Origin of the sequence: Amycolatopsis sp. NBRC 101858, from assembly GCF_030269325.1 — a bacterium.
GTDB lineage: Bacteria > Actinomycetota > Actinomycetes > Mycobacteriales > Pseudonocardiaceae > Amycolatopsis > Amycolatopsis ponsaeliensis.
This window is the reverse complement of record NZ_BSTD01000001.1, coordinates 1,919,072-1,938,818: the sequence shown is the minus strand read 5'-3', so window position 1 is coordinate 1,938,818 and position 19,747 is coordinate 1,919,072. Positions and strand designations below refer to the sequence as shown.

The window sequence follows — 19,747 nt, the reverse complement described above, 5'->3', positions numbered from 1 at the left end:
AATTCCTCCGTTCAGACCCAGACCAAAGTAGTAACCCATCCGGCATTCGGGGTCTCCTGCCGCCGAACTCCTTCCCTGCGGGGCACGGATGACGCAGACTCCCCGGCCATGTGGAGTCTGGGGGCGGGGGTCGTTTGGCGCGCTGCGTACGTCCGGGCGGTGCGCTCGGCGTTCGCGACGGTGCCGTTCTACCGGGAGCGCTGGGCGCTCGACGGCCGGGAAGACCCGGTGCTGGTGCCCGGGCGCACCGGGACCGACGGCGGCGCGGCACCCCTCGCGGAAGCGGTGCACAAGTCGGTCGATCTCGTTCCGCTCGCCGGTGGCGCGCAGCGGACCGAGCCGTCGCGCGGGCTCGGCCGGGTGCTGCGGACGGCTCGCCGCCCGGGGCCCGGCAGCCTCGTCGTCCTCCTGGGGCCGGACGGCGTGCGCCCACCGGCCGACCTGCCCAAGGCCGTGCGGGGGTGCGTCGCCGACCCGGACGCGCCGAGCGTGCCGGTGCTGCGCGAGGTGGCGGCCGTGCTGGCCCGCGGGCACCGCGTGCTGGCGGTCGGGGACGACAAGGCGATCACGGCGTTCACCGAGGACCACCGCGTCGAGGCCGTGCCGCACCGCGAACTCGACTCGCTGGACACCGGTCCGTACGGCGTGCTGCACGATCCGGCGCTCGGGTACCTCGGCGCGCTGGGGAGCTGCGGGCGGTGGCACCTCGACTGGCCGCACGTCTACGCGCGGCCGACCGCGGGCGGGCTCGCGTTCACGTTGCTGCGCCAAGAGTCCCCGCGGTTCGTGGACGTCATCCCGGCCGGCGGGATCCACGGCGAGATCGCGCCCTGCCCGCGGCACGGCACCCCGGTCGTCGTCGCATGAGGTTCGCGTTCCACGATCCCCGCGTCGATCCGGTGCCCGCGGGCTGGGCGGAGTTCGCGCGCGCCGCCCGGCTGCACCCGGTGTGGGACTACGAGGTGATGGGCCTCGAGGCCTGGGGCGCCCGCAACCCGCAGCTCCTGGTCGTCGCGGCCGACGGGGCCGAGCTCGTCGCCGCGGCGTCCGTGCTGGTCTGCCGTCCCCGGCTCTCGCCGAGGTTCGCGCCGCCGCCGGGAAAGCGGTTGCTCCGGCCGTTCTGGGCCGAGGTCTGCCAGCCATGGCTGAGCGGCTACCCGGGCATCGTCTTCGCGCCCGGCTGCCGGGACCGGCGGACCCTGGTCCGGGCGTTCGAACGCGAGCTGGGCCGCCACCTCGGCCCCGGCCTGATCGCGGTGGTGTACCGCGCGATCGGCGACGAGCTCGCCGCCGGGCTCGAAGGGCGGGGCAGGCTCGTCAAGCGCGTGGACCCGGTGGCCGTGCTGGAGAACTGGTTCGAGTCCGAAGAGGACTGGATCGCGTCGCTGGCCAAGTCGCGCCGCGCCGGGCTGCGGCGGCAGCGCCGCCGGCTCGCCGAAGACGAGACGCTCGTGGTGCGCGGCGGCCCGGCCCGTGACGACCTCGACGGCGCCGAGCTGGCCGGGCTGATCCGGCAGCACCGCGAGCGCTACGGGCGGATCGCGCTGGACACCCGCACGATGCCGTCTTCGACGTTCCTGGACCGGTTCGTCCGGCGGCCGGACGTGCACACGCTGACCTACACCGGGACCGACGGGCGGCTGCTCGCGGTGCAGACCCTGCTCGACCACCCGGACACGCCGGTCCTGCAGCACTGGGCCGCCCTCCCACCCGGAGCGGGCGGGCGGCGGTGGCTGTACTTCGACTCCTACGTCCGCGCGGTGCGCTTCACCGCGCGGCGCGGGGCGAAGGAGCTGTCCGCGGGCCGCGGGATGATCGAGCTCAAGCAGGAGCTGGGCTTCCGGGCCCGGCCGGTGTACACGGCCGCGGTGCCGAGGCCGGTGCTGGGCCGATGAGCGCACCGACGACGACCGCTGTGTCGCAAGTGGACGTCCACGACCCCCGGGTGGACCCGCCGCCGGAGGGCTGGGCCGCGTTCCGGGCCCGCTGCCTGCCGCCGGTGTGGGACTACGAACTGCTGCGCCGTGAAGCCTGGCTGGCGAAGAACCCGCCGGTGCTCGCGGTCGTCCGGGAGGGCACGGCGATCGTCGGCGCGCTTTCGGCGATGGTGTGCCGGAGCTGGGGGGCCGCCGACTTCGGGCCGCTCGCCACCGGACGGCTCCGGCCGCGCTGGGCCGAGGTCTACCTCCCGCTGCTCAGCGGCCACCCGGCGTGCGTGTTCGACGACGGGTTCACCGGACGGCGCGCGGCGATCCGGGAGTTCGAACGGACGCTGCGGGCGTACGCCGGTCCCGGCCTGCTCGGCGTGATCTACCGGGCGATGAACCCCGGGCTGGTCCCCGCGCTCGAGGGACGGGCCCGCGTGACGCGGGAGATCGACCCCACCACCGTGCTGGTCAACCGTTATTCCACTGTGGACGAATGGGCGGGGTCGCTCGCCCCGGACGTCCGCCGGTACCTGAACCCGGACGTCGCCACCGAAGCGGCGTTCGGGCGCACCGACCTCGACCCGCACGAGCTGGCCGTGCTGCTGAACGCCCACCGCGCCCGGCAGGACGAGCGCGCGTGGGCGGGCGGGCAGCGGTCCCGGATCGGCGGGCTGCACCTGGACACCCGCAGCCCGGTCGCGTCGGCCTACCTCGACGCGCTCGTCCGCCGGCCGGACGTGCTGACCCGCACCTACCGCGCCGGAGACGGCAGGCTCCTCGGGTTCTCCGTGCTGCTCGACCGGAAGACCGGGTGCGCGCTGCACCACTGGGCGGCGCTCCCGAGCGCCGCCGGGGGCCGGAAGGGGCTCTACGTCGACGGTTACGCCCGGTGCGTGGCCCACCTGATCGCCGAAGGGCGGCCGGAGCTGACTGCCGGTCGCGCGATGCTGCCCGAGAAGACCGCGCTGGGCCTCGGCACGCGCGGGCTGTTCTCGGTGGCCGTGCCGAGGCCGGTGCTGGGCCGATGACCTGGTCGATCTCGGTGCTCGACCCGCGCACCGACCCCGAGCCCGCCGGCTGGACCGCGTTCCTCGAAGCCCAGCAGGCCCCGCTGACCTGGGACTACGGGCTGCTGTGCCTCGAGTCGGCGCACTCCCGCAGCCCGTACCTGCTGACCGTGGTCACCGACGGCGAAGACCTCGTCGCCGCGGTGCTCGCCATGGTCTGCCGCCCGGGCGCGTCGCCGGATCCCGGCCCGGTCGGCGGCCCGGCCCGGTGGGGCCCGCGGTGGCTGGAGGTCCAGCACGCCTGGCTGTCGGCCTACCCGGCCTGGCTGTTCGCCGAAGGGCTCGACGCGGGCGCGCGCCGCGAGATCCTGCGCCGGTTCGAACGCGCGGCCTGCCGCCGGACCGGCCCGGGGTGCCTCGGCGTGGTGTACCGCTCGGTCACGCCGGACGCCGTCGGGCTCGTGTCCGGGCGCGGCAGGCCGGTCCGCGAGATCACCCCGACCCTGGTGCTGGAAAACACCTTCGCCGACCTCGACGGCTGGCTCGCGTCGCTGAGCCGGAACCGGCGCTCCAGCCTGCGCGGCCAGATCCGCAAGATCGCCGCCGACCCCGGGCTGGTCGTCCGCGCCGGGACGGCGCGCGACGACCTCGACCCGCAGGAGCTGGCCGCGATGCTGCGGGCCCACCGCGAAGCCAAGGGCCCGGTGAAGTTCGACCAGCGCGGCCCGGTCACCGCCGCGTACTTCGGCGAGCTCGTCCGCCGCCCCGACGTCGTCACCACGACCTACCACGACGACCGCGGCCGCCTGCTGGCCTTCACCGACCTGCTCGACCACGCGGTGATGCCGCTGCACCAGCATTGGGCCGCATTGCCACCCGGCCTGGGAAGGCCGAAGCACCTCTACTTCGACGTCGTCGTGCGCGGTGTGCGGCACATGATCGAGAACAACCGGAAGTTCCTGTCGCTCGGCCGCGGTGTCACCGACCTCAAGACGTCGCTGGGGTTCACGCCGAGCCCGATGGCCGGCGTGATCGTGCCGAGGCCGGTGACGCGGTGGTGATCGACGTCTTCGACCCCCGCCACGACGCGGAGCCGGCGTATTGGACGGCGTTGCGCGAGCGGGCCGGGCTCCGGGCCGACTGGAGCTGGGCGGTGCTCGCCACCCAGGCCTGGGCCGCGCGGACCCCGCAGCCGGTGACCGTGCTGCGGGAGGGCACCGAACCGCGCGGGGTGGTCAGCGCCGCGTGGGTCACCGGCCGGACCCGGCGGTACCGGTTCGCGGGCCCGGGACGAGGGTGGCTCGGCGGTCTCGACGTCCGCGGGCCCGGCGCCGGCTCGCAGCCCGGCTGGTGGTTCGCCGACGCGGGCGACGACGGCGGCGTGACCCGCCTGCTCGAGACGTACGTCCCCGTGATGCGGGCCGAGCTCGGCCCCGGGTTCCGGGGGATGCTGGTGCGGCAGATCGGCGAGCCGGGCGTGCCCGCGGTCGACGGCCGGTTCCGGCTGGTGCGGCGGACCGAGGACGTCGCCGTGCTCGACGTGGCCGCTTTCGGCTCCCGCGACGACTGGATGAACTCGCTGGCCAGGAAGCGGAAGCAGAACCTGCGCAAGATCTTCCGCACCTTCGATGCCGACCCGTCGGTCGAGGTGCGGTTCGTGCCGGGGAGGGAGTCCGACCCGGTCGCCGTCGCCGAGGTGCTGCGGCACAACGAGCGCAAGCACCACGACGTGCCGATCGTGCCGCTGCCGCACTTCACCGGCTACCTCACGGCGCTGTTCCGGCAGCCGGACGTCTCGGTGATCGAGTACCGCGACACCCGCACCGGGCGGCTGATCGCGGTGGCGACCCTGCTCGACCACCCGGAGCTGCCGATCGCCCGGCACTGGGGGGCGCTGCCGCCGTCGGCCGGCGGGCGGCCGAACCTGTACTTCCACTTCTACGGCGAGGCCGTGCGCTGGGCGATCGCGAACGGGCGGGCGTCGGTGGTGTTCGGCAAGAAGATGACGGAGATGAAGGCGACGCTCGGCGCGCGGCTCGTCCCGCAGTACGCGGCGGCCGTGCCGGTGCTAGCTTCGCGGCGTCTCACCCGCCGCGCTTCAGGAGAGCCGTCATGCCGATGATCAGCGTTGCCATGTTCCCCGGCCGCACCCCCGCTCAGAAGAGCGCCCTGGTCCGGGAGCTGACCGACGCATTCGTCCGCACCTGCGGCGGCAAGCCCGAGGGCGTCCAGGTGACGCTCGTCGAGATCGGCGCCGACCACTGGGCCACCGGCGGCGTCCTGCACTCCGAACGCTGACCCGCCGGGAGACCGGTCCGGCCTCCCGGCGAGGGGCGTCAGCGCAGGCCGAGGACCCGCTGGGCGAAGTTGACCTCGATCGAGGTCTGCTTGATCGTCTCCGCGATCACCAGCGAGCCGTGACCCGCGTCGTAGCGGTAGAACTCGTGGTGCAGCTCGCGGCCGCCGAGCCGGTCGAGGTAGTTCTCGATCTGGCGGATCGGGCAGCGCGGGTCGTTGTCGCCGGCCAGCACGAGCACCGGCGCCGTCACGGCGTCGACGTACGTGAGCGGCGAGCACTCCGAGTACACCGCCGGCACGTCCTCCGGCGAACCGCCGAAGAGCGCGCGGTCGAACGAGCGCAGCTGCTCCATCTCGTCCTCGTACGCGGCGACGTAGTCCGCCACCGGCACCCCGGCGACGGCCGCCGCCCACCGCGTCGGCTGGGTGCCGATCGCCAGCAGCGACAGGTAACCGCCCCACGAAGCGCCGTTGACGACGCACTTCTTCGGATCACTGAGTCCACTTTGGACGGCCCAGTCGTGGACCGACGCGACGTCCTCCAGCTCGGTCAGCCCGGGCCGGCCCTCGATGGCGTCGCGCCAGGCCGAGCCGTAGCCGGTCGAGCCGCGGTAGTTGACCTCGACCACGGCGAACCCGGCGTCGAGCCAGGTCGCGCGGTAGGCGGAGAACCGGTCCTCGTCGGCGGCGTGCGGGCCGCCGTGCAGCGAGAACACCGTCGGCAGCGGTCCCTCCGGCGCGTTCGAGGGCCGTGAGACCAGCGCGTGGATCCGGCCGCCGACGCCTTCGACGAACGCGTCGGTCACCGGCTCCGACCCCGGCGCGCGGTCACCCGGCGGCTCCAGCAGCACCGAATCGGTGCCGTCCGCCGTCCGCGCGCGGACCGCGGCCGGCTCGGCGGCGCTGGACCACGAGTACTCGACCGTCCCGTCCGGACGGACCCCGGCGCCGCCGATCCGGCCGGCCGGAGTGTCCACAGAGGACAGCTCGGCCGTGTCGAGGTCGTAGCGGTACAACGAGCTCCGGCCTTCGTGGAAGTGCACGACGAGCAAGGCACGCGCGTCCGGGTACCAGCCCGCGACGACCTCGCCGGGCAGGTCGAGCTCGATCTCGGTCTCGGCGTCCTCCCGGACGTCCCAGACGAGCAGCTCCTCGCGGCCCCGGCGTTCGTGCAGCACCAGCAGGCGCTGGTCACCCGGCAGCGGGGAGAACTCGAGGGCCGTCAAGCCCTTGCCTTCGCCGTCCCACTTGTCGGCCACCGCGGCGAACCCGTCGGCGGCGAGCACCCGCAGGGCGGGGTGGCGCGAGTCGCCGTGCTCGGAGTGGGAGATCGCGATCAGGCTCTCGTCGCGGGACATCGACGCGATCCCGGCGTCGTCCGCGTGGCTGTAGAAGCGGTGGGTCTCGCCGCCGATCCGGGCGAACAGCTCGCTGCCGTCGTCGGTCGAGACGCCGACCGCGGTGATCCCGGCGCCGATCTCGAGGCCGGCCGGGTAGCCGTCGTGGACGTCCGGCACGGCCTTCTCGGGCTTGCTGCCCTCGGTCGCGGCGAAGGGCTCGCGCACCCAGGAACCGAACTCGTCGCCGTCGGTGTCGTCGAACCACCAGAGCCACTCGCCGTCCGGGGACGGCGTCGCGTGCAGGGTGCCGTTCGGCCGATCGGTGACGCGGCGGTGCTCGCCGGACGCGCGGTTCCAGGCGTAGACCTCCCAGACGCCGCTGGCGTTGGAGACGTAGACGTTGGCGTCGGGGGCGTCGCGGGCCCAATCGGGGCTGGAGATGCGGGGGGCGTGGAAGCGGGCGCGCCAGCGGGCTTCGGCTTCGGCGTCGTCGAACAGCCGGTCCGGGACCACCGCGGGCGGGAATTGCTTGGCTGACTGCGTGCTCACCCCTCGATCCTGCCACCTTCTGGCCGTACTGTGTGCGGGGTGCTGGAGGGTTACGCGCCGGGCTACGGGCGAGACGCGGTTTCGATGATGTCCGCGCGCACGGCGGCGGAGCGCGCGACGTTCGCCCAGCCGCTGTTCGGGCCGGGGATGTGGGTGGTCGACCTCGGCTGCGGCCCGGGCTCGATCACGCTCGGCCTCGCCGCGGAATCCAGGGTGGCCGGCGTCGACGTCGACGCCGGCCAGATCGCGATGGCCCGCGACGTCGCCCGCCGCGCCGGAAGGTCCACAGTGGACTTCGTGGCGGCGTCGGCCTACGCCCTACCGTTCGCTTCCGGGAGCGTGGACGTGGCGTTTTCCCACGCGCTGTTCGAGCACCTTGCCCGACCCTTGGACGCCCTGGCGGAACTGCGCCGGGTCTTGAAGCCGGGCGGCAGGCTGGCGTTGTCCACTTCGGACTGGAGCAAGGCCCGCCTGCGGCCGAAGACGGCGAACGTCGACGCGGCGCTCAGAGGCCACTACCTGCTGCGGCGTCAGGCGGGCGGCAACCCGTTCGCGGGCCGGGTGATCGCCGACCAGTGCGCGACGGCGGGGTTCACGGAAATCGCGTCGAGAGCCCGCTACCGCTCCGATATGAGCTACCGGGACCTGGCGAAGTACGTGGAAGCGCGGCTGGAAGCGGCGATCGCGGAACCGGGCCGCGACCGCGACCAGCTGGCGAGCGCGGCGCGGTCGGCCTGGATGTGGACCCGCGGCGGCGACGGCGATTTCAGCCAGTGCTGGGTCGAGGTGACGGCGACCCGCTGAAACCAGAAGAGCCGGTGTCCGAAGACACCGGCTCTTACTCGTCGGGGTGGCGGGATTCGAACCCACGACCTCCTCGACCCGAACGAGGCACGCTACCAAGCTGCGCCACACCCCGAGGTACTGCTTAACGGGTCGTGGAGAAGTCTAGCGGACGGTGTCGCGGGCTTTTCGGCGGGCCGCCTTACGCGGTTCGGCGGACCCTGACCCGCGCGGGACCAGGGTCAACAGGCTCGCTTCCGGCGGGCACGCGAACCGCGCGGGCGCCCAAGGCGACGTGCCCAAGCCGGCCGAAACGTGCAGCCACATGTGCGCGCCCCAGCGCGAGGCGCCGCGGGCGCGGGTGCGATCCAGCTCACAGTTGGTGACCAAAGCGCCGTACCCCGGGAGCCGGAGCTGGCCGCCGTGGGTGTGGCCGGCCAGGACCAGGTCGTAACCGTCCGTGGCGAACGTGTCGAGCACCCGGGGCTCCGGCGAGTGCGTCACGCCGATGCGGACCGCCGCGCCGCTGTCGGCCGGGCCCGCGATGTCGGCGTAGCGGTCGCGGCGCAGGTGCGGGTCGTCGACGCCGGCCGCGAAGACCGCTTGCCCGCCGACGTCGATCGTGCGGCGGACGTGCGTCAGGTCGGTCCAGCCGTGCTCGACGAACGCCGCGCGCAGGTCGCGCCACGGCAGCTGGACGCCGTGGATGCGCTTCTTCTTGCCCTGCGGCATCAGGTAGCGGGCCGGGTTCTTGGGTTTCGGCGCGTAGTAGTCGTTGCTGCCGAAGACGAACACCCCGGGGCGGTCGAGCAGCGGGCCCAGCGCGCGCAGCACGGACGGGACCGCCTGCCGGTGCGACAGGTTGTCGCCGGTGTTGACGACGAGGTCGGGCTCGAGCTCGTCGAGCGCGGCGACCCAGCGCTGCTTGCTGCGATGGCTCGGCAGCATGTGCAGGTCCGAGACGTGCAGGATGGTGAACGGCCGCGACCCGGGCGCCAGCACCGGGAGCTGGGCGGTGCGCAGGGTCCAGTGGCGCCGTTCGATGCCGACGGCGTAACCGAGCGTCGCGGCGCCGAGCGCCAGCGTCCCCGCGGCGAGGCGTGCCGCTTTCGCCCCCGACGTGGATTTGTTACTGAGCGTGCTCACGGAGTCCAGGATACGTGCTCAACGGTTGGGTGAACTCGCCGCCGTTCCGGGGAACCTGCCGCTTAGCATTTGCGTCGGCCCGATAAAGGGTGTCCAACCGGGGGGTTGGGGAGAACGATGGAGCAGTTCGGGCCGTACCGGATCGAGGGCCTGCTGGGCCGCGGTGGCATGGGCGAGGTCCACCGCGCCTACGACACGGCGCACGACCGCGTCGTCGCGCTCAAGCTGTTGTCCGGGCCGAACGCGGGCGACGAGGCGTTCCGCGCGCGGTTCCGCCGCGAGTCGCAGATCGTCGCGCGGCTGCGTGAGCCGCACGTGATCCCGATCCACGCCTACGGCGAAATCGACGGGCAGCTGTACCTCGACATGCGGCTCGTCGAGGGCAAGGACCTCAAGGAGCTGCTCGAGGACGGGCCGCTGACGCCCGAGCGGACGGTGGGGATCGTCGAGCAGGTCGCGGGCGCGCTCGACGCCGCCCACGAGGACGGCCTGGTGCACCGCGACGTCAAGCCGTCCAACGTGCTCGTGACGAGCAGCGACTTCGTGTACCTCGTGGACTTCGGCATCGCCCGCTCGATGACCGGCGAGGGCACGTCGATCACCGGCACGGGCAACGTGATCGGCACGCTCGACTACATGGCGCCGGAGCGCTTCGGGGACGCGCCGATCACCGGGCTCGTCGACGTCTACGCGCTCGCGTGCGTGTTCTTCGAATGCCTCACCGGGCACCGCCCGTTCCCGGCGGACGGTGCGGCCGCGCAGATGGGCGCGCACCTGAACGCGCGGCCGCCGGTGCTTTCGCAGGAGCGGCCGGGCTTGCCGGCGGCACTGGACGCGGTGCTGGCGCGCGGGATGGCGAAGAACCCCGCCGACCGGTACCCGACGGCGGGAGCGTTCGCCGACGCCGTCCGGGCCGCGGTGTCCGCGCCGGCGCCGCCGATCCCGACGTGGCAGAAGACCCTGCCGGGCGCGGTGCCGCCGCCGACCCGGCCCGGCCCGGTCCCGACCCACTCCGGGCCGATGCCGGTGCAGCACGCCGTGTCCGCGCCGCTGACCCCGCCGCGCGCCGTGCCGATGCCGACCGCGCCCTACGCGGGCCCGCCGACCGGGACCTACGCCGGTCCGCCGACGGGGACGTACACGGGTCCGCCGACCGGGCCGCGGCCCTTCACCGGACCGTCGGGCAAGCTCGCCCCGGCACCGGGCGGACCGGCGAAGTCCCAGCGCAACCGGTGGATCGCGCTGTGCGCCGCGCTCGCCGGGGTCGTCGTGGTCGCGCTGGTGGTCACGTACCTGGTGACCAAGGACGACAAGACGCAGACCGGCGGCCCGGGCCCGCTGACGCCGGTGACGGTCGACGCCCCCTCGACGTCGGCGTCCGCCCCGACGACCTCCGAGAAGACGACCACGCCACCACCGTCCACTTCGGAGCCCCAGACCCCGCACGACACGAAGCTGTACGCCACGCTTCCCGCGGCCTACAAGGGGAATGCCACGTGCGGCGACGCAGCGGTGCCGTCCGGCGCCGTGGCCGCGGTCGAGTGCATGGACTCGAACGTCGGGGACGTGAAGATCGGCAACGTGGTGTTCCAGCAGCCGACCGGGGCGAGGTTCCTGCGTTTCGCCGACGCGGCGGCGATGGACGCCTACTTCCAGGCGATCGTGAAGGTGCAGGGCCTCACCCGCAACGACGCCCAGGGCGCGTGCCGTCCGGAAAAGTACCCGAAGATCTGGGGGACGTACTACCGCGCAGGGGTCCGCAACCCGCTCCCCGGCGAGTACCTGACGTGCTTCCTCGGCGACCCGGCCCAGCTGGCGTGGACGGAAAAGCCGACCCTGATGGTCGGCGTCCTGCTGTCCACGAAGGTGACGAACAACGACGAGCTCGACAAGCTCTACCAGTGGTGGAACACCGAGGTCCTGTCGGAGATGCCGGAGAGCTGACCGCGCCTGATCCTCGAATCCCGGGGACCGGGAAGCCTGGCTCGCGGCATCATCAGGAGCGATGGGCAGGTGATCAACCCGGACTGGGGCCTGGTGCCGCGCTGTCAAAAGGCTGGTCAGACGGTTGGCGGCAACCCGAATTGGCTCGCTGTTGATGTCTATTACCCCGGCAGTAGCGGCCTGTGGACGACCGGGTGGATGGCCAGCTATTACATCGACTACCCAGGAAGCGTTCTGCCTATTCCTTGGTGTTGAATCGCCGCTGAATAAAGTATGGCGCGTCGCGCTCTCTTTGGTCAAAATTTACGGCACAATTCAGGAATTGTTGAATCGAGGCTACTTATGGGAATCATCTCCGCCAGAGTTACTTTTCTTGCTGCTGCGATCGCGGCGATGGCGGCCGTGGTCGTGCCGGCCGGCACGGCGTCGGCGAGTGCTGGTGACTGCGCCGGCGGCGCCAACGGTTTCGTCGACATTTCGGACGACGGGGCTGCTGACTACCGGCCGGTCGGGCCCGAGCTCTTCTGGTCCGACGGGACCCGGGTGAACCTGTTCTTCGGCACCTTCGGCGGGCGGACGCGGGGGTACGCCGAGTTGTGGACCGGCACGTGGGACATACCGGTGACCGGCACGGTGTGGATGGACTGGTCACGCGACGGCGGGCGGACCTGGCTTCAGTGCGGCCCCTTCAGCAACCCGAAGAACAAGGCCAGCATCACCTCCGCGGCGCAGCTGACGAACCCGAGCACGAGCTGGGTGTTCCGGGCGGGCGGCTACCACAACGGCCAGCAGATCCTCACCGGCTGGTACTGACCGTAGGAGGGCCCGCGCGTTTCGCGCGGGCCCTCCTACGACGTCGTGACCGCTACCGGCCCGGACCGCCCATGTACTGGGGATCCGGTTGTGGCAAGGGCAAGACCGGTTGGCTGGCGTCCATGATGTTCTTCATCGCGCCGAACCACGTGCGGGCCGGGGCCTTGCCGCCGAAGATGTTGCCGCCGCTGCCGCAAACTCGGACGTTGCCGGGACCGTAGTCGCAGATACCGCCCTGGCCGCCGCCGAACTTGAACGTCATCGCCGCGCCCGCCAGCTGGGGCGTGCCGCCGACGAACGTCGCCGAGACGTTGCCCTGCGTCGTGCCCGTCTTGCCGATGATCGGGCGGTTCCAGCCGACGGCGCTCGCCGCGCCGGCCGATGTGCCGCCGCCGGGCTGGTCGTCCTTGCTCATGCCGACCGCGAGTGTGTTCGCCAAGCCCTCGGGCACCACCTGCTCGCACGGGGCTTCCTTGACCGGCACCGGCGCGCCGTTGCGGTCGGTCACACCGGCGATCGGCGTCGGCGGGCACCAGACACCGCCGGAGAGAATTGTCGCGGCGACGTTGCCCAGCTCCAGGCCGCTCAACGGGCTGAAGCCCAGGGTGAACGCGCCGAAGCCCGCCCAGCCCGGTCGCGGGCCGTAGTACTCGGCCTGGCTCTGGCTCTTCTCCGGCTTGTCCGCCTTCGGGTCGACCGTGCCGCCGCCGATGTTGCTCGCCATCGTGTCGCGCATGCCGAGCCGCTTGGCCATGTCGATGCCGGGGGCCGTGCTTCCCAGCCGGTCCTCGAGTTCCACGAACGCCGTGTTGGGCGAGGTTGCCAGAGCGGTCTGCAAGGTTGCGCCCTGGGCGATCCGGCTGTAGTCACCTGCGTTTCCGACGCAATACCAGTTCGAGTTGCCGGCCTTCGGGCAGCTCTTCGCACCTCCGAGGAAAACGTGCGAAGTGTAGGAGTCCGGCACCTGCACCGGGGAGTAGATGCCCGCCACGCCCTTTTCGAGCGCCGCGGCCGAGGTGAAGATCTTGTACGTCGACCCCGCGCCGCCGGTGTTGTAGACGCCGGTGGGCAGCGCGTACGTCGTCTGGCCGGCGTCCTGGTCCTGGCCGTAGTCGCGGTTCGCCGCCAGCGCGACCACCTCGTGCCGGTCCTTGCCCGGTTTGATCAGCGACAACGTGTTCGCGACGTACTTCTGGGTCTTGTTGACCTGCGCCTCGGCCGAGACCTTCGCCTCGTGGTTGGCGCGCTCGTCCAGCGTGCTCTTGATCGTGTAGCCGCCGGTGTAGAGCTGGTCCTTCGTCATCCCGGACTTGATCAGGTAGTCCTCGACGTACTGGCAGAAGAACCCGGACTCCGGGCCGGCGCCGATGCAGTTGGCCGCGGGCTTGGCCGGGAAGTCCGGCACGACGCCCAGCGGCTCGCCCTTGAAGCGGTCGGCGTCGGCCTTGGCCAGCTTCTTGTTCTCGACCATCCGGTCGAGGACGAGGTTGCGGCGCGCGGTGGCCTTGTCGGCGTGCTTCCACGGGTCGTTGTTGATCGGGTTGTTCACCAGGCCGGCCAGCAGCGCGGCCTGCGGCACGGTCAGCTTCTCCGGCGTGGTGTTGAAGTACGCGTGCGCTGCGGCGCCGATCCCGTAGATCTGCCGGGAGAACTCGACGATGTTCAGGTACCCGGCCAGGATCTGCTGCTTGCTCAGCTTCGTCTCGAGCTGGATCGCGATCCGCGCTTCCTTCAGCTTGCGGGCGACCGACTGCTCCTGGGCCTTCTTCTGCCCGACCTGGTCGGTCCGGTAGACGACGTTGATCAGGTAGTTCTTGACGTACTGCTGGGTCAGCGTGGAGGCGCCCTGCGTGTCGGCGCCCGTGCTGTTGCTGACGGCCGCGCGCAGCGTGCCCTGCCAGTCGACGCCGTGGTGGTCGTAGAACCGCTTGTCCTCGACCGAGACCAGGGCCCACTTCATGGCCTCGTTGATCTGGTTCTCGTTGACCGGCAGCCGGTACTGGTCGTACAGGGTCGCGATCGGCTTGCCGGTGCTGTCGGTGACCGTGGTGACCAGCGGCGGCGGGATGTCGGCGAGGTCCGAGGACGTCTTCTCCACGGTCTCGCTGGCCTGGTTGGACATGACACCGGCCGCCCCCACGACGGGGAAGAGCATGCCGGCGACGAGTACCCCCGCGAGCAGACAGAGGCCGATGAGCTTGAACAAACCATCCGCTTTTCGCACGAGGGCCAGGCTACCCGGAGTGAGTCAGGCGCCGGTGACGCCGTGTCTCCACAGGTGTGAAATCAGTGACAAAACCGACCCCCTTCGGTGACATCTGGTAACGGAAGGCATTCTAGGTCTCGACGGGGGGAACCGAGGGCCCCTACAGTCCGTCAACGTCTCACGAAGACAAGCCGTCGGATGGATCAACGCGAGTGGGAGCTCGCTTGGTCCGAACGGCGGCACCGGCACCGGGGAGGTGCCCGGAACCGACGTGAGCAGAGGGAGACACGCTCGCGGGGGCAAGGAGCGCAGTGCCTTTCCCCGCTGGTGCGTCGATCACCAGGGTAGGGAGCTGGGGGTATGGAAACCAACCAGTCGAGCTGGCGGATGAACGCGTCCTGCCGGGACGCCGACCCGGACGGCTTGTTCGTCCGGGGCGCGGAGCAGAACCGGGCCAAGGCGGTCTGCATGGGCTGCCCGGTCCGGACGGAATGCCTCGCCGAAGCACTCGACGGCCGGATCAACTTCGGCGTGTGGGGAGGCATGACCGAGCGGGAGCGGCGGGCGTTGCTGCGCCGCCGCCCCGACGTGGTCAGCTGGGCCGACCTGCTGGAAGCGGCCAAGAGGGACGCATTGGAACGGGTGGAGGTCGGCTGAGCGGCCGCGGGCGGCGCGGCCCTGCCGGCGCGCCGCCCGTGCTGGTCAGCCGGCGAGCTTCACGCCGATGTCGCGCAGGCCTTCGAGGTCGTGCACGTCACCGGCGAGCGCGGGCACCCGGGCCAGCGCCACCTCGGGGTGCGCCCGGGTGAACCGCGCCAGCAGCCGCTCCTCGCGCGCTGCCAGGTCGACGCGGTCCGCGTGCAGGCGCAGCACCGCCTCGGCCAACGGCGCGCCCTGCAGGGAATCCGCCGCCGTGCGCGCTTCCGAGCCGGACAGGGACGCCAGCACCGGGTGCGTCCGGTTCGCGATCAGCCCGGCCAGCGGCATCGACTCCGACGACAGCCGCTCCACGAAGTAGGACGCCTCGCGCAGCGCGTCCGGCTCCGGCGCGGCCACCACCAGGAACGACGTCCCCGACGAGCGCAGCAGCTCGGCCGTCTTGCGGGCGCGCTCGCGGAAGCCGCCGAACATGCTGTCGAACGCCTGCATGAACGCCGACGCGTCGGTCAGCAGCTGGCCGCCGATGATCGTCGACACGGCCTTCGCGAACATCGAGAACCCCGCGTTGACCACCTTGCGCAGGCCCCAGCCGCCGGCCTTCGCCGGGCCCGTCAGGAGCCGGATCATCCGGCCGTCCAAAGCGGACGACAGCCGCGTCGGCGCGTCGAGGAAGTCCAGTGCGGACCGGCTCGGCGGGGTGTCGACGATGATCAGGTCCCAGTCGCCGCTGGCCGCGAGCTGGCCCAGCTTCTCCATCGCCATGTACTCCTGCGTGCCGGAGAACGACGTGGAAATGGTCTGGTAGAAGGGGTTCTGCAGCAGCTGCTCGGCGCGTTCCGGGCCGGCGTGCACGCGCACCATGTCGTCGAACGTGCGGCGCATGTCGAGCATCATCGCCCACAGCTCGCCCTTGGGTTCGAACCCTTCGACCTGCACCTGCTTCGGGTGGTTGCCCAGCTCGCGCAGGCCGAGCGCCTGCGCCAGGCGCCGCGCGGGGTCGATCGTCAGCACGACGGTCTGGCGGCCGCGCTCGGCCGCGCGCAGGGCCAGCGCCGCGGCCGTGGTCGTCTTGCCGACGCCGCCGGAGCCGCAGCAGACGATCACGCGGCTCTCCGGCGCGTCGAGCAATGCGTCGATGTCGATGGTGGTCACAACCGCACCCCCTGGTCGGTCAGGGCCTCGGCCAGGTCGTAGAGGGCCGCGACGTCGACGCCGTCGGTGAGGTCCGGCAGCTCGAGCGTCGGCAGGTCCGCCTCGGCGAGCTGCTCGCGCGCCCGCTGCTCGGCGGCGACCCGCACGGCGTGCTCGACGGTTTCCTCGACCAGCGCCTCCAGGGTGGCGTCCGGCAGCTTCAGCCCGGCCGACGCGAGGCCGCTGCGGACGCGCGAGGCGTCGACGCGGCCGTCCGCGGCGGCGGTCACCGAGCGGGCGGGCAGCCGCGGCGGCCGGACCCGGTTGACCAGCACCGCGCCCGGGCGCAGGTCGGCGCCGTCCAGCTCGGCGACGGCCTCGACGGTCTCGCGGACCGGCATCTCCTCCAGCAGCGTGGCCAGGTGGATCACGGTCTCGCCGGAGTGCAGCAGCCGCACGACCCCCTCGGCCTGGCCGCGGATCGGGCCGGTCTTCGCGAGGTCGGTCAGGGCCTTGGTGACGTCGAGGAACTTGACGACCCGGCCGGTCGGCGGCGAGTCGACGACGACGGCGTCGTAGGTGTGCCGCCCGTCGGACTCGGTGCGCCCGACGCACTCCTTGATCTTCCCGGTGAGCAGGACGTCCCGCAGGCCCGGCGCGAGGGTGGTCGCGAACTCGATCGCGCCCATCCGCCGCAGCGTCCGGCCGGCGAAGCCGAGGTTGTAGAACATCTCGAAGTACTCGAGCAGCGCGGCTTCGACGTCGATGTGCAGCGCGCGCAGCTCGCCCCCGCCGGGGACGGACGCGATGCGCTGCTCGGCGTAGGGCAGCGGCTCGGTGTCGAAGAGCTGGGCGATGCCCTGCCGGCCCTCGACTTCGATGAGCAGCACGCGCCGGCCTTCGCGGGCGAGCGCGAGCCCGAGCGCCGCGGCGAGCGTCGTCTTGCCGGTCCCGCCCTTGCCGGTGACGAAGTGCAGCCGGGCGCGGGCAAGCTCGTCGGTCCAGCCGGCATGGGGAGTGGTCACTTCTTCACCCTAAACCGGTGCTCAGCTGGCCAGCAGCATGACGCTGACCGCAGCGGCGACCGCCGCGACGAGCACCCAGGTGACGAGCCCGGGCAGCACGGTGAGGATGAGCACACCGAGGACGACCAGCAGCGTGAACGTGATCACGCCGCCGAGGGCGACCTGGCCGGAGCTCTGCGTCCGGTCGCGCACCTTGGCCATGACGACGAGCACCAGGGGCAGCCCGGCCACCGCGAGCAGGGCCGTCGCGATCACGCGCCACGTTTCCACGGGGCAACGCTAGCGGGGAGCCGGGCGCCGCGGGACGGCGTGAGATGGACCACACCACGGCGCGTCGCGCGCGGATTTCCGGCGGCGGCCCCCGGCCGTCTTGCCCGCTTGGCTACGCTCCCGGTTCATGAGCGCCACCAAGTGGGAGTACTCGACGGTCCCTCTGCTGATCCACGCCACGAAGCAGATCCTCGACCAGTGGGGCGAGGACGGCTGGGAGCTGGTCACCGTCCTGCCGAACCCGACGGGCGAGCAGCACGTCGCGTACCTCAAGCGTCCGAAGGGCTGATCCGCGTGAGCTGGAGCGAACGGCTGAAGGAGCTCGGCATCGAGCTGCCCGGCGTGGCCGCCCCGCTGGCCGCGTACGTGCCGGCCGTGCAGAGCGGCAAGCACGTCTACACCTCCGGCCAGCTGCCCTTCGTCGACGGCGTGCTGGCCGCGACCGGCAAGGTCGGCGCGGAGATCAGCCCCGAAGAGGCGAAGGGCCACGCGCGCACGTCGGCGCTCAACGCGCTCGCGGCGGTGCACGCGCTGGTCGGCATTGACAACGTCGCGCGGATCGTCAAGGTTGTCGGCTTCGTGGCTTCCGCGGAGGGCTTCACCGGCCAGCCCGCGGTCGTCAACGGCGCGTCCGAGCTCCTCGGCGAGGTCTTCGGCGACGCGGGTGTCCACGCCCGCTCGGCCGTCGGCGTCGCGGAGCTGCCGATCGGGTCGCCGGTGGAGGTCGAACTGATCGTGGAGGTGCAGTGATGGATCCGGACATCGAGCAGTCCACTCACGAGCTGCTGCTCCGGCTGGCCGGGCGGCTGCCCGACCAGCTGCTGTGGCGGTTCCGCGACTGGCTCGGCGAGGGTGCCATGGGCACGCTCGCCCGGACCCTGCCGAGGTCTTTGCTTAAGCACAGGATTGACCTCGACCAGACGGAGTACCGGCTGCTCGTGGCCGGGCTCATCCCGCACGGCGCCGACTGGCACCAGGTCAGTTCGACGCTGGGGGTAGACGACGTCACCGAGAACCGGTACACATTCACGTCGAGTGCGCCCGAATGGGTTAACTCGGTCGACTCCGTGTCCGTGTTGATCCACGCAACGTTGCGGGGACGCCCGGACGTGGGGGAAGTGCGGCAGAGCTGGCGACACGTCGGTGTGGTCGGGCAGGGCACCGCGAAGCGCGTCCTGCTGATCACCGCGCTGAACGGTCTGCCGAGGTTGACCGGCGAACTGCAGCGGGTGCTGCGCGTTCTGGGCGACGAAGAGCCCAGCGTCGAAGTCATCCCGCCGCGCTTCGACCTGCCGGGATACCACCGGGCCGCGCTGGCCGACTCAGAGCTGGTCTGCGTGGGCGCGGTGACGGGGAACCGGCTAGTAGCCGCATAACGCTCGCCCGCCAGCGAGCTGGGAGGGAGCAAGGCAATGGTGGAGGTCCACGACGGCCCGCCCATGGACGGGTTCTCGGTGCCCCTGCGCCTGCACAACCTGTTACTGGCCCTGGCGGGCCGGATCGACGACAGCGCGCTCACCGAAGCACGCGAGCTGATCGCCCGGGCGCACATCGACGAGGCGGTCGAGCTGACCACCGGCACGCTCATCGCGGGCCGGATCCCGGTCAGCTCCGCCGAGCAGCGGGAGCTGGCGCTGGTGCTCGAGATGAGCCGGTCGGACGCGACGCTGGCGAACGACCTGCTGGTCGACGAGGCCGAGCAGGTCAGCACGCACCGGTTCAGCGGCGAGAACTCCCCGGAGTTCGGCATCGCCGAGGCGCTCGACCGGACCCTGCAGGTCCTGCCGGACGTCCGCTCGGTGCACGCGGTGTGGCGCAACACGCCGGCCGGCAGCGTGCCGGGCGCGCTGCCGCAGCGCGTGGTGCTCGTCGAGCTGGGGCCGGAGGGCAACCCGCCGGCCGTCGCGTTCCGCGTCGACACGGCACTGCGCCGGGCCGGGATCCACTCCGTCGTCGAGGTCAGCGGCCCCGGCGTCGCGCACTCCGAGTACCACCAGGCCGCTTCGGCGGCCGCGTCGCCGGCCTGGGTGACCGGGAGCACGACGTCGACCACGTCGGTGTACCGGCCGGAGCCGGTCAAGGCGCCGGCCGCGGTGGCGCCGGAACCGGTCGCGGAGTCCTCGGGCAGCAGGCACAGCATGCGGTCGAGCACCGCCACGACGACCCCGCCGGAGCCGGTCGCCCCGGTGGTGCCGATCGTGTCGCCGCCGCCCGCACCGGAACCGCCGCGCCAGTCGCGGTCGGAGCGGTCCTCCGACCGGTCCGAGACCCGGGCGGAGCGCACCGCCGACCTGACGCCGGCCGAGGTCGCGCAGCTGCGGCAGGCGCTGGCCGAGGATCCGGAGAAGGGCCGCGAGATCGCCGCGGGCAAGCCGTCGATGCACGAGGTCGTCGAGCTGCCGGCGCTGGACCTGGACGACCCGAGCCTGAGCGAGCGCGACCGGGCGCTGCTGCGTGAGCTGCACGCGGAGCTGGCCGAGCGCGAGCGCGCCGAGGCGGCGAAGATGCGGCTCAACGGCGCTTCCCGCTCCGGCGGCGACCAGCGCGGCTGGACTGCCCCTTAGTCCTCTTTCGGGAAAAGGCGGTGCTTCCTCCGGGAGGCACCGTCTTTTCACTGTCTGAGACGCCACAACTGCGCGACGGAACG

The 19,747-nt window shown here is 72.1% G+C and carries 20 protein-coding genes and 1 tRNA gene; 14 read left to right on the top strand and 7 right to left on the bottom strand.

From position 1 onward, the window contains the following. Positions 1-159 precede the first annotated feature (159 nt). The 6 genes from QSK39_RS09355 to QSK39_RS09330 are packed head-to-tail and all read left to right on the top strand — an operon-like array spanning position 160 to position 5,233. On the top strand, positions 160-867 hold the full coding sequence (locus QSK39_RS09355) for a hypothetical protein (RefSeq protein WP_285477978.1): 708 nt from the start codon (positions 160-162) through the stop codon (positions 865-867). Then, positions 864-1,895, top strand: a complete 1,032-nt coding sequence (locus tag QSK39_RS09350) for a GNAT family N-acetyltransferase (protein ID WP_285477212.1) — start codon at positions 864-866, stop codon at positions 1,893-1,895. The genes QSK39_RS09355 and QSK39_RS09350 overlap by 4 nt, the downstream gene beginning before the upstream one ends. Further along, positions 1,892-2,956 carry a hypothetical protein gene (locus QSK39_RS09345; protein WP_285477211.1) on the top strand — a complete coding sequence of 355 codons (1,065 nt, stop codon included), beginning with the start codon at positions 1,892-1,894 and terminating at the stop codon, positions 2,954-2,956. Before QSK39_RS09350 ends, QSK39_RS09345 begins: the two co-directional genes overlap by 4 nt. After that, the gene (locus QSK39_RS09340) at positions 2,953-3,996 is read left to right on the top strand and encodes a GNAT family N-acetyltransferase (protein WP_285477210.1); all 1,044 of its coding nucleotides are present in this window, start codon (positions 2,953-2,955) and stop codon (positions 3,994-3,996) included. The genes QSK39_RS09345 and QSK39_RS09340 overlap by 4 nt, the downstream gene beginning before the upstream one ends. Beyond that, entirely contained in the window at positions 3,990-5,057 is a 1,068-nt protein-coding gene (locus tag QSK39_RS09335; RefSeq protein WP_285477209.1) for a GNAT family N-acetyltransferase, read from the top strand. The genes QSK39_RS09340 and QSK39_RS09335 overlap by 7 nt, the downstream gene beginning before the upstream one ends. Continuing rightward, on the top strand, positions 5,048-5,233 hold the full coding sequence (locus QSK39_RS09330; RefSeq protein ID WP_086859558.1) for a tautomerase family protein: 186 nt from the start codon (positions 5,048-5,050) through the stop codon (positions 5,231-5,233). Before QSK39_RS09335 ends, QSK39_RS09330 begins: the two co-directional genes overlap by 10 nt. A 38-nt stretch (positions 5,234-5,271) precedes the next feature. On the opposite strand, the gene QSK39_RS09325 is transcribed toward QSK39_RS09330, so the two are convergent. Next, the gene (locus tag QSK39_RS09325) at positions 5,272-7,122 is read right to left on the bottom strand and encodes a prolyl oligopeptidase family serine peptidase (RefSeq protein ID WP_285477208.1); all 1,851 of its coding nucleotides are present in this window, start codon (positions 7,120-7,122) and stop codon (positions 5,272-5,274) included. Positions 7,123-7,161: 39 nt separating this feature from the next. Between QSK39_RS09325 and QSK39_RS09320 the strand changes: the two genes are divergently transcribed. Further along, positions 7,162-7,926 carry a methyltransferase domain-containing protein gene (locus QSK39_RS09320; RefSeq protein ID WP_285477207.1) on the top strand — a complete coding sequence of 255 codons (765 nt, stop codon included), beginning with the start codon at positions 7,162-7,164 and terminating at the stop codon, positions 7,924-7,926. Positions 7,927-7,967: 41 nt separating this feature from the next. On the opposite strand, the gene QSK39_RS09315 is transcribed toward QSK39_RS09320, so the two are convergent. Further along, positions 7,968-8,041 (bottom strand) — tRNA-Pro (locus tag QSK39_RS09315). Between the two features lie 29 nt (positions 8,042-8,070). Beyond that, positions 8,071-9,051, bottom strand: coding sequence for a metallophosphoesterase (locus tag QSK39_RS09310; RefSeq protein ID WP_285477206.1), 981 nt, complete (start codon positions 9,049-9,051; stop codon positions 8,071-8,073). A gap of 117 nt (positions 9,052-9,168) precedes the next feature. On the opposite strand from QSK39_RS09310, the gene QSK39_RS09305 reads away from it, so the two are divergent. Both QSK39_RS09305 and QSK39_RS09300 read left to right on the top strand, forming a co-directional pair. After that, a complete protein-coding gene (locus QSK39_RS09305) occupies positions 9,169-10,995 on the top strand; it encodes a serine/threonine-protein kinase (RefSeq protein ID WP_285477205.1) in 1,827 nt (608 codons plus the stop codon). A gap of 393 nt (positions 10,996-11,388) precedes the next feature. After that, the gene (locus QSK39_RS09300; protein WP_285477204.1) at positions 11,389-11,808 is read left to right on the top strand and encodes a hypothetical protein; all 420 of its coding nucleotides are present in this window, start codon (positions 11,389-11,391) and stop codon (positions 11,806-11,808) included. Positions 11,809-11,860: 52 nt separating this feature from the next. Here the strand turns inward: QSK39_RS09300 and QSK39_RS09295 are convergent, their stop codons facing one another. Further along, positions 11,861-14,032, bottom strand: a complete 2,172-nt coding sequence (locus tag QSK39_RS09295) for a transglycosylase domain-containing protein (RefSeq protein ID WP_285477203.1) — start codon at positions 14,030-14,032, stop codon at positions 11,861-11,863. 342 nt (positions 14,033-14,374) lie between these two features. Here QSK39_RS09295 and QSK39_RS09290 point away from each other — a divergent pair, with 342 nt between their 5' ends. Then, positions 14,375-14,671: a WhiB family transcriptional regulator gene (locus QSK39_RS09290; RefSeq protein ID WP_284745155.1), complete on the top strand. Its 297-nt coding sequence runs from the start codon at positions 14,375-14,377 to the stop codon at positions 14,669-14,671. 45 nt (positions 14,672-14,716) lie between these two features. Here the strand turns inward: QSK39_RS09290 and bagB are convergent, their stop codons facing one another. Genes bagB through QSK39_RS09275 form a run of 3 tightly spaced genes read right to left on the bottom strand, consistent with a single transcriptional unit; the run spans position 14,717 to position 17,100 of the window. Further along, complete coding sequence (bagB, locus tag QSK39_RS09285; protein WP_285477202.1) at positions 14,717-15,826, bottom strand: ATPase BagB; 1,110 nt, start codon at positions 15,824-15,826, stop codon at positions 14,717-14,719. Next, positions 15,823-16,830, bottom strand: coding sequence for an ATPase BagA (bagA, locus tag QSK39_RS09280; RefSeq protein ID WP_285477201.1), 1,008 nt, complete (start codon positions 16,828-16,830; stop codon positions 15,823-15,825). The genes bagB and bagA overlap by 4 nt, the downstream gene beginning before the upstream one ends. Positions 16,831-16,851: 21 nt before the next feature. Beyond that, complete coding sequence (locus QSK39_RS09275; RefSeq protein ID WP_285477200.1) at positions 16,852-17,100, bottom strand: hypothetical protein; 249 nt, start codon at positions 17,098-17,100, stop codon at positions 16,852-16,854. 127 nt (positions 17,101-17,227) lie between these two features. Here QSK39_RS09275 and sp36 point away from each other — a divergent pair, with 127 nt between their 5' ends. The 4 genes from sp36 to QSK39_RS09255 are packed head-to-tail and all read left to right on the top strand — an operon-like array spanning position 17,228 to position 19,664. Next, positions 17,228-17,389 (top strand): Sp36 family protein, encoded by a 162-nt coding sequence (gene sp36, locus QSK39_RS09270; RefSeq protein ID WP_020642049.1) that lies wholly within the window; start codon positions 17,228-17,230, stop codon positions 17,387-17,389. A 5-nt stretch (positions 17,390-17,394) separates the two neighbouring features. Then, positions 17,395-17,850 carry a RidA family protein gene (locus tag QSK39_RS09265; protein ID WP_284745151.1) on the top strand — a complete coding sequence of 152 codons (456 nt, stop codon included), beginning with the start codon at positions 17,395-17,397 and terminating at the stop codon, positions 17,848-17,850. Continuing rightward, positions 17,850-18,476: a hypothetical protein gene (locus tag QSK39_RS09260; RefSeq protein WP_284745150.1), complete on the top strand. Its 627-nt coding sequence runs from the start codon at positions 17,850-17,852 to the stop codon at positions 18,474-18,476. Before QSK39_RS09265 ends, QSK39_RS09260 begins: the two co-directional genes overlap by 1 nt. A 36-nt stretch (positions 18,477-18,512) precedes the next feature. Next, complete coding sequence (locus tag QSK39_RS09255; RefSeq protein WP_285477199.1) at positions 18,513-19,664, top strand: hypothetical protein; 1,152 nt, start codon at positions 18,513-18,515, stop codon at positions 19,662-19,664. Positions 19,665-19,747 lie beyond the last annotated feature (83 nt).

Bases quoted from the DNA above. Each gene is read 5' to 3' on its own strand.
- QSK39_RS09350 (WP_285477212.1), top strand. From the start codon at position 864: ATGAGGTTCGCGTTCCACGATCCCCGCGTCGATCCGGTGCCCGCGGGC.
- QSK39_RS09345 (WP_285477211.1), top strand. From the start codon at position 1,892: ATGAGCGCACCGACGACGACCGCTGTGTCGCAAGTGGACGTCCACGAC.
- QSK39_RS09340 (WP_285477210.1), top strand. From the start codon at position 2,953: ATGACCTGGTCGATCTCGGTGCTCGACCCGCGCACCGACCCCGAGCCC.
- QSK39_RS09330 (WP_086859558.1), top strand. From the start codon at position 5,048: ATGCCGATGATCAGCGTTGCCATGTTCCCCGGCCGCACCCCCGCTCAG.
- QSK39_RS09305 (WP_285477205.1), top strand. From the start codon at position 9,169: ATGGAGCAGTTCGGGCCGTACCGGATCGAGGGCCTGCTGGGCCGCGGT.
- QSK39_RS09300 (WP_285477204.1), top strand. From the start codon at position 11,389: ATGGCGGCCGTGGTCGTGCCGGCCGGCACGGCGTCGGCGAGTGCTGGT.
- QSK39_RS09290 (WP_284745155.1), top strand. From the start codon at position 14,375: ATGGAAACCAACCAGTCGAGCTGGCGGATGAACGCGTCCTGCCGGGAC.
- sp36 (WP_020642049.1), top strand. From the start codon at position 17,228: ATGAGCGCCACCAAGTGGGAGTACTCGACGGTCCCTCTGCTGATCCAC.
- QSK39_RS09260 (WP_284745150.1), top strand. From the start codon at position 17,850: ATGGATCCGGACATCGAGCAGTCCACTCACGAGCTGCTGCTCCGGCTG.
- QSK39_RS09255 (WP_285477199.1), top strand. From the start codon at position 18,513: ATGGTGGAGGTCCACGACGGCCCGCCCATGGACGGGTTCTCGGTGCCC.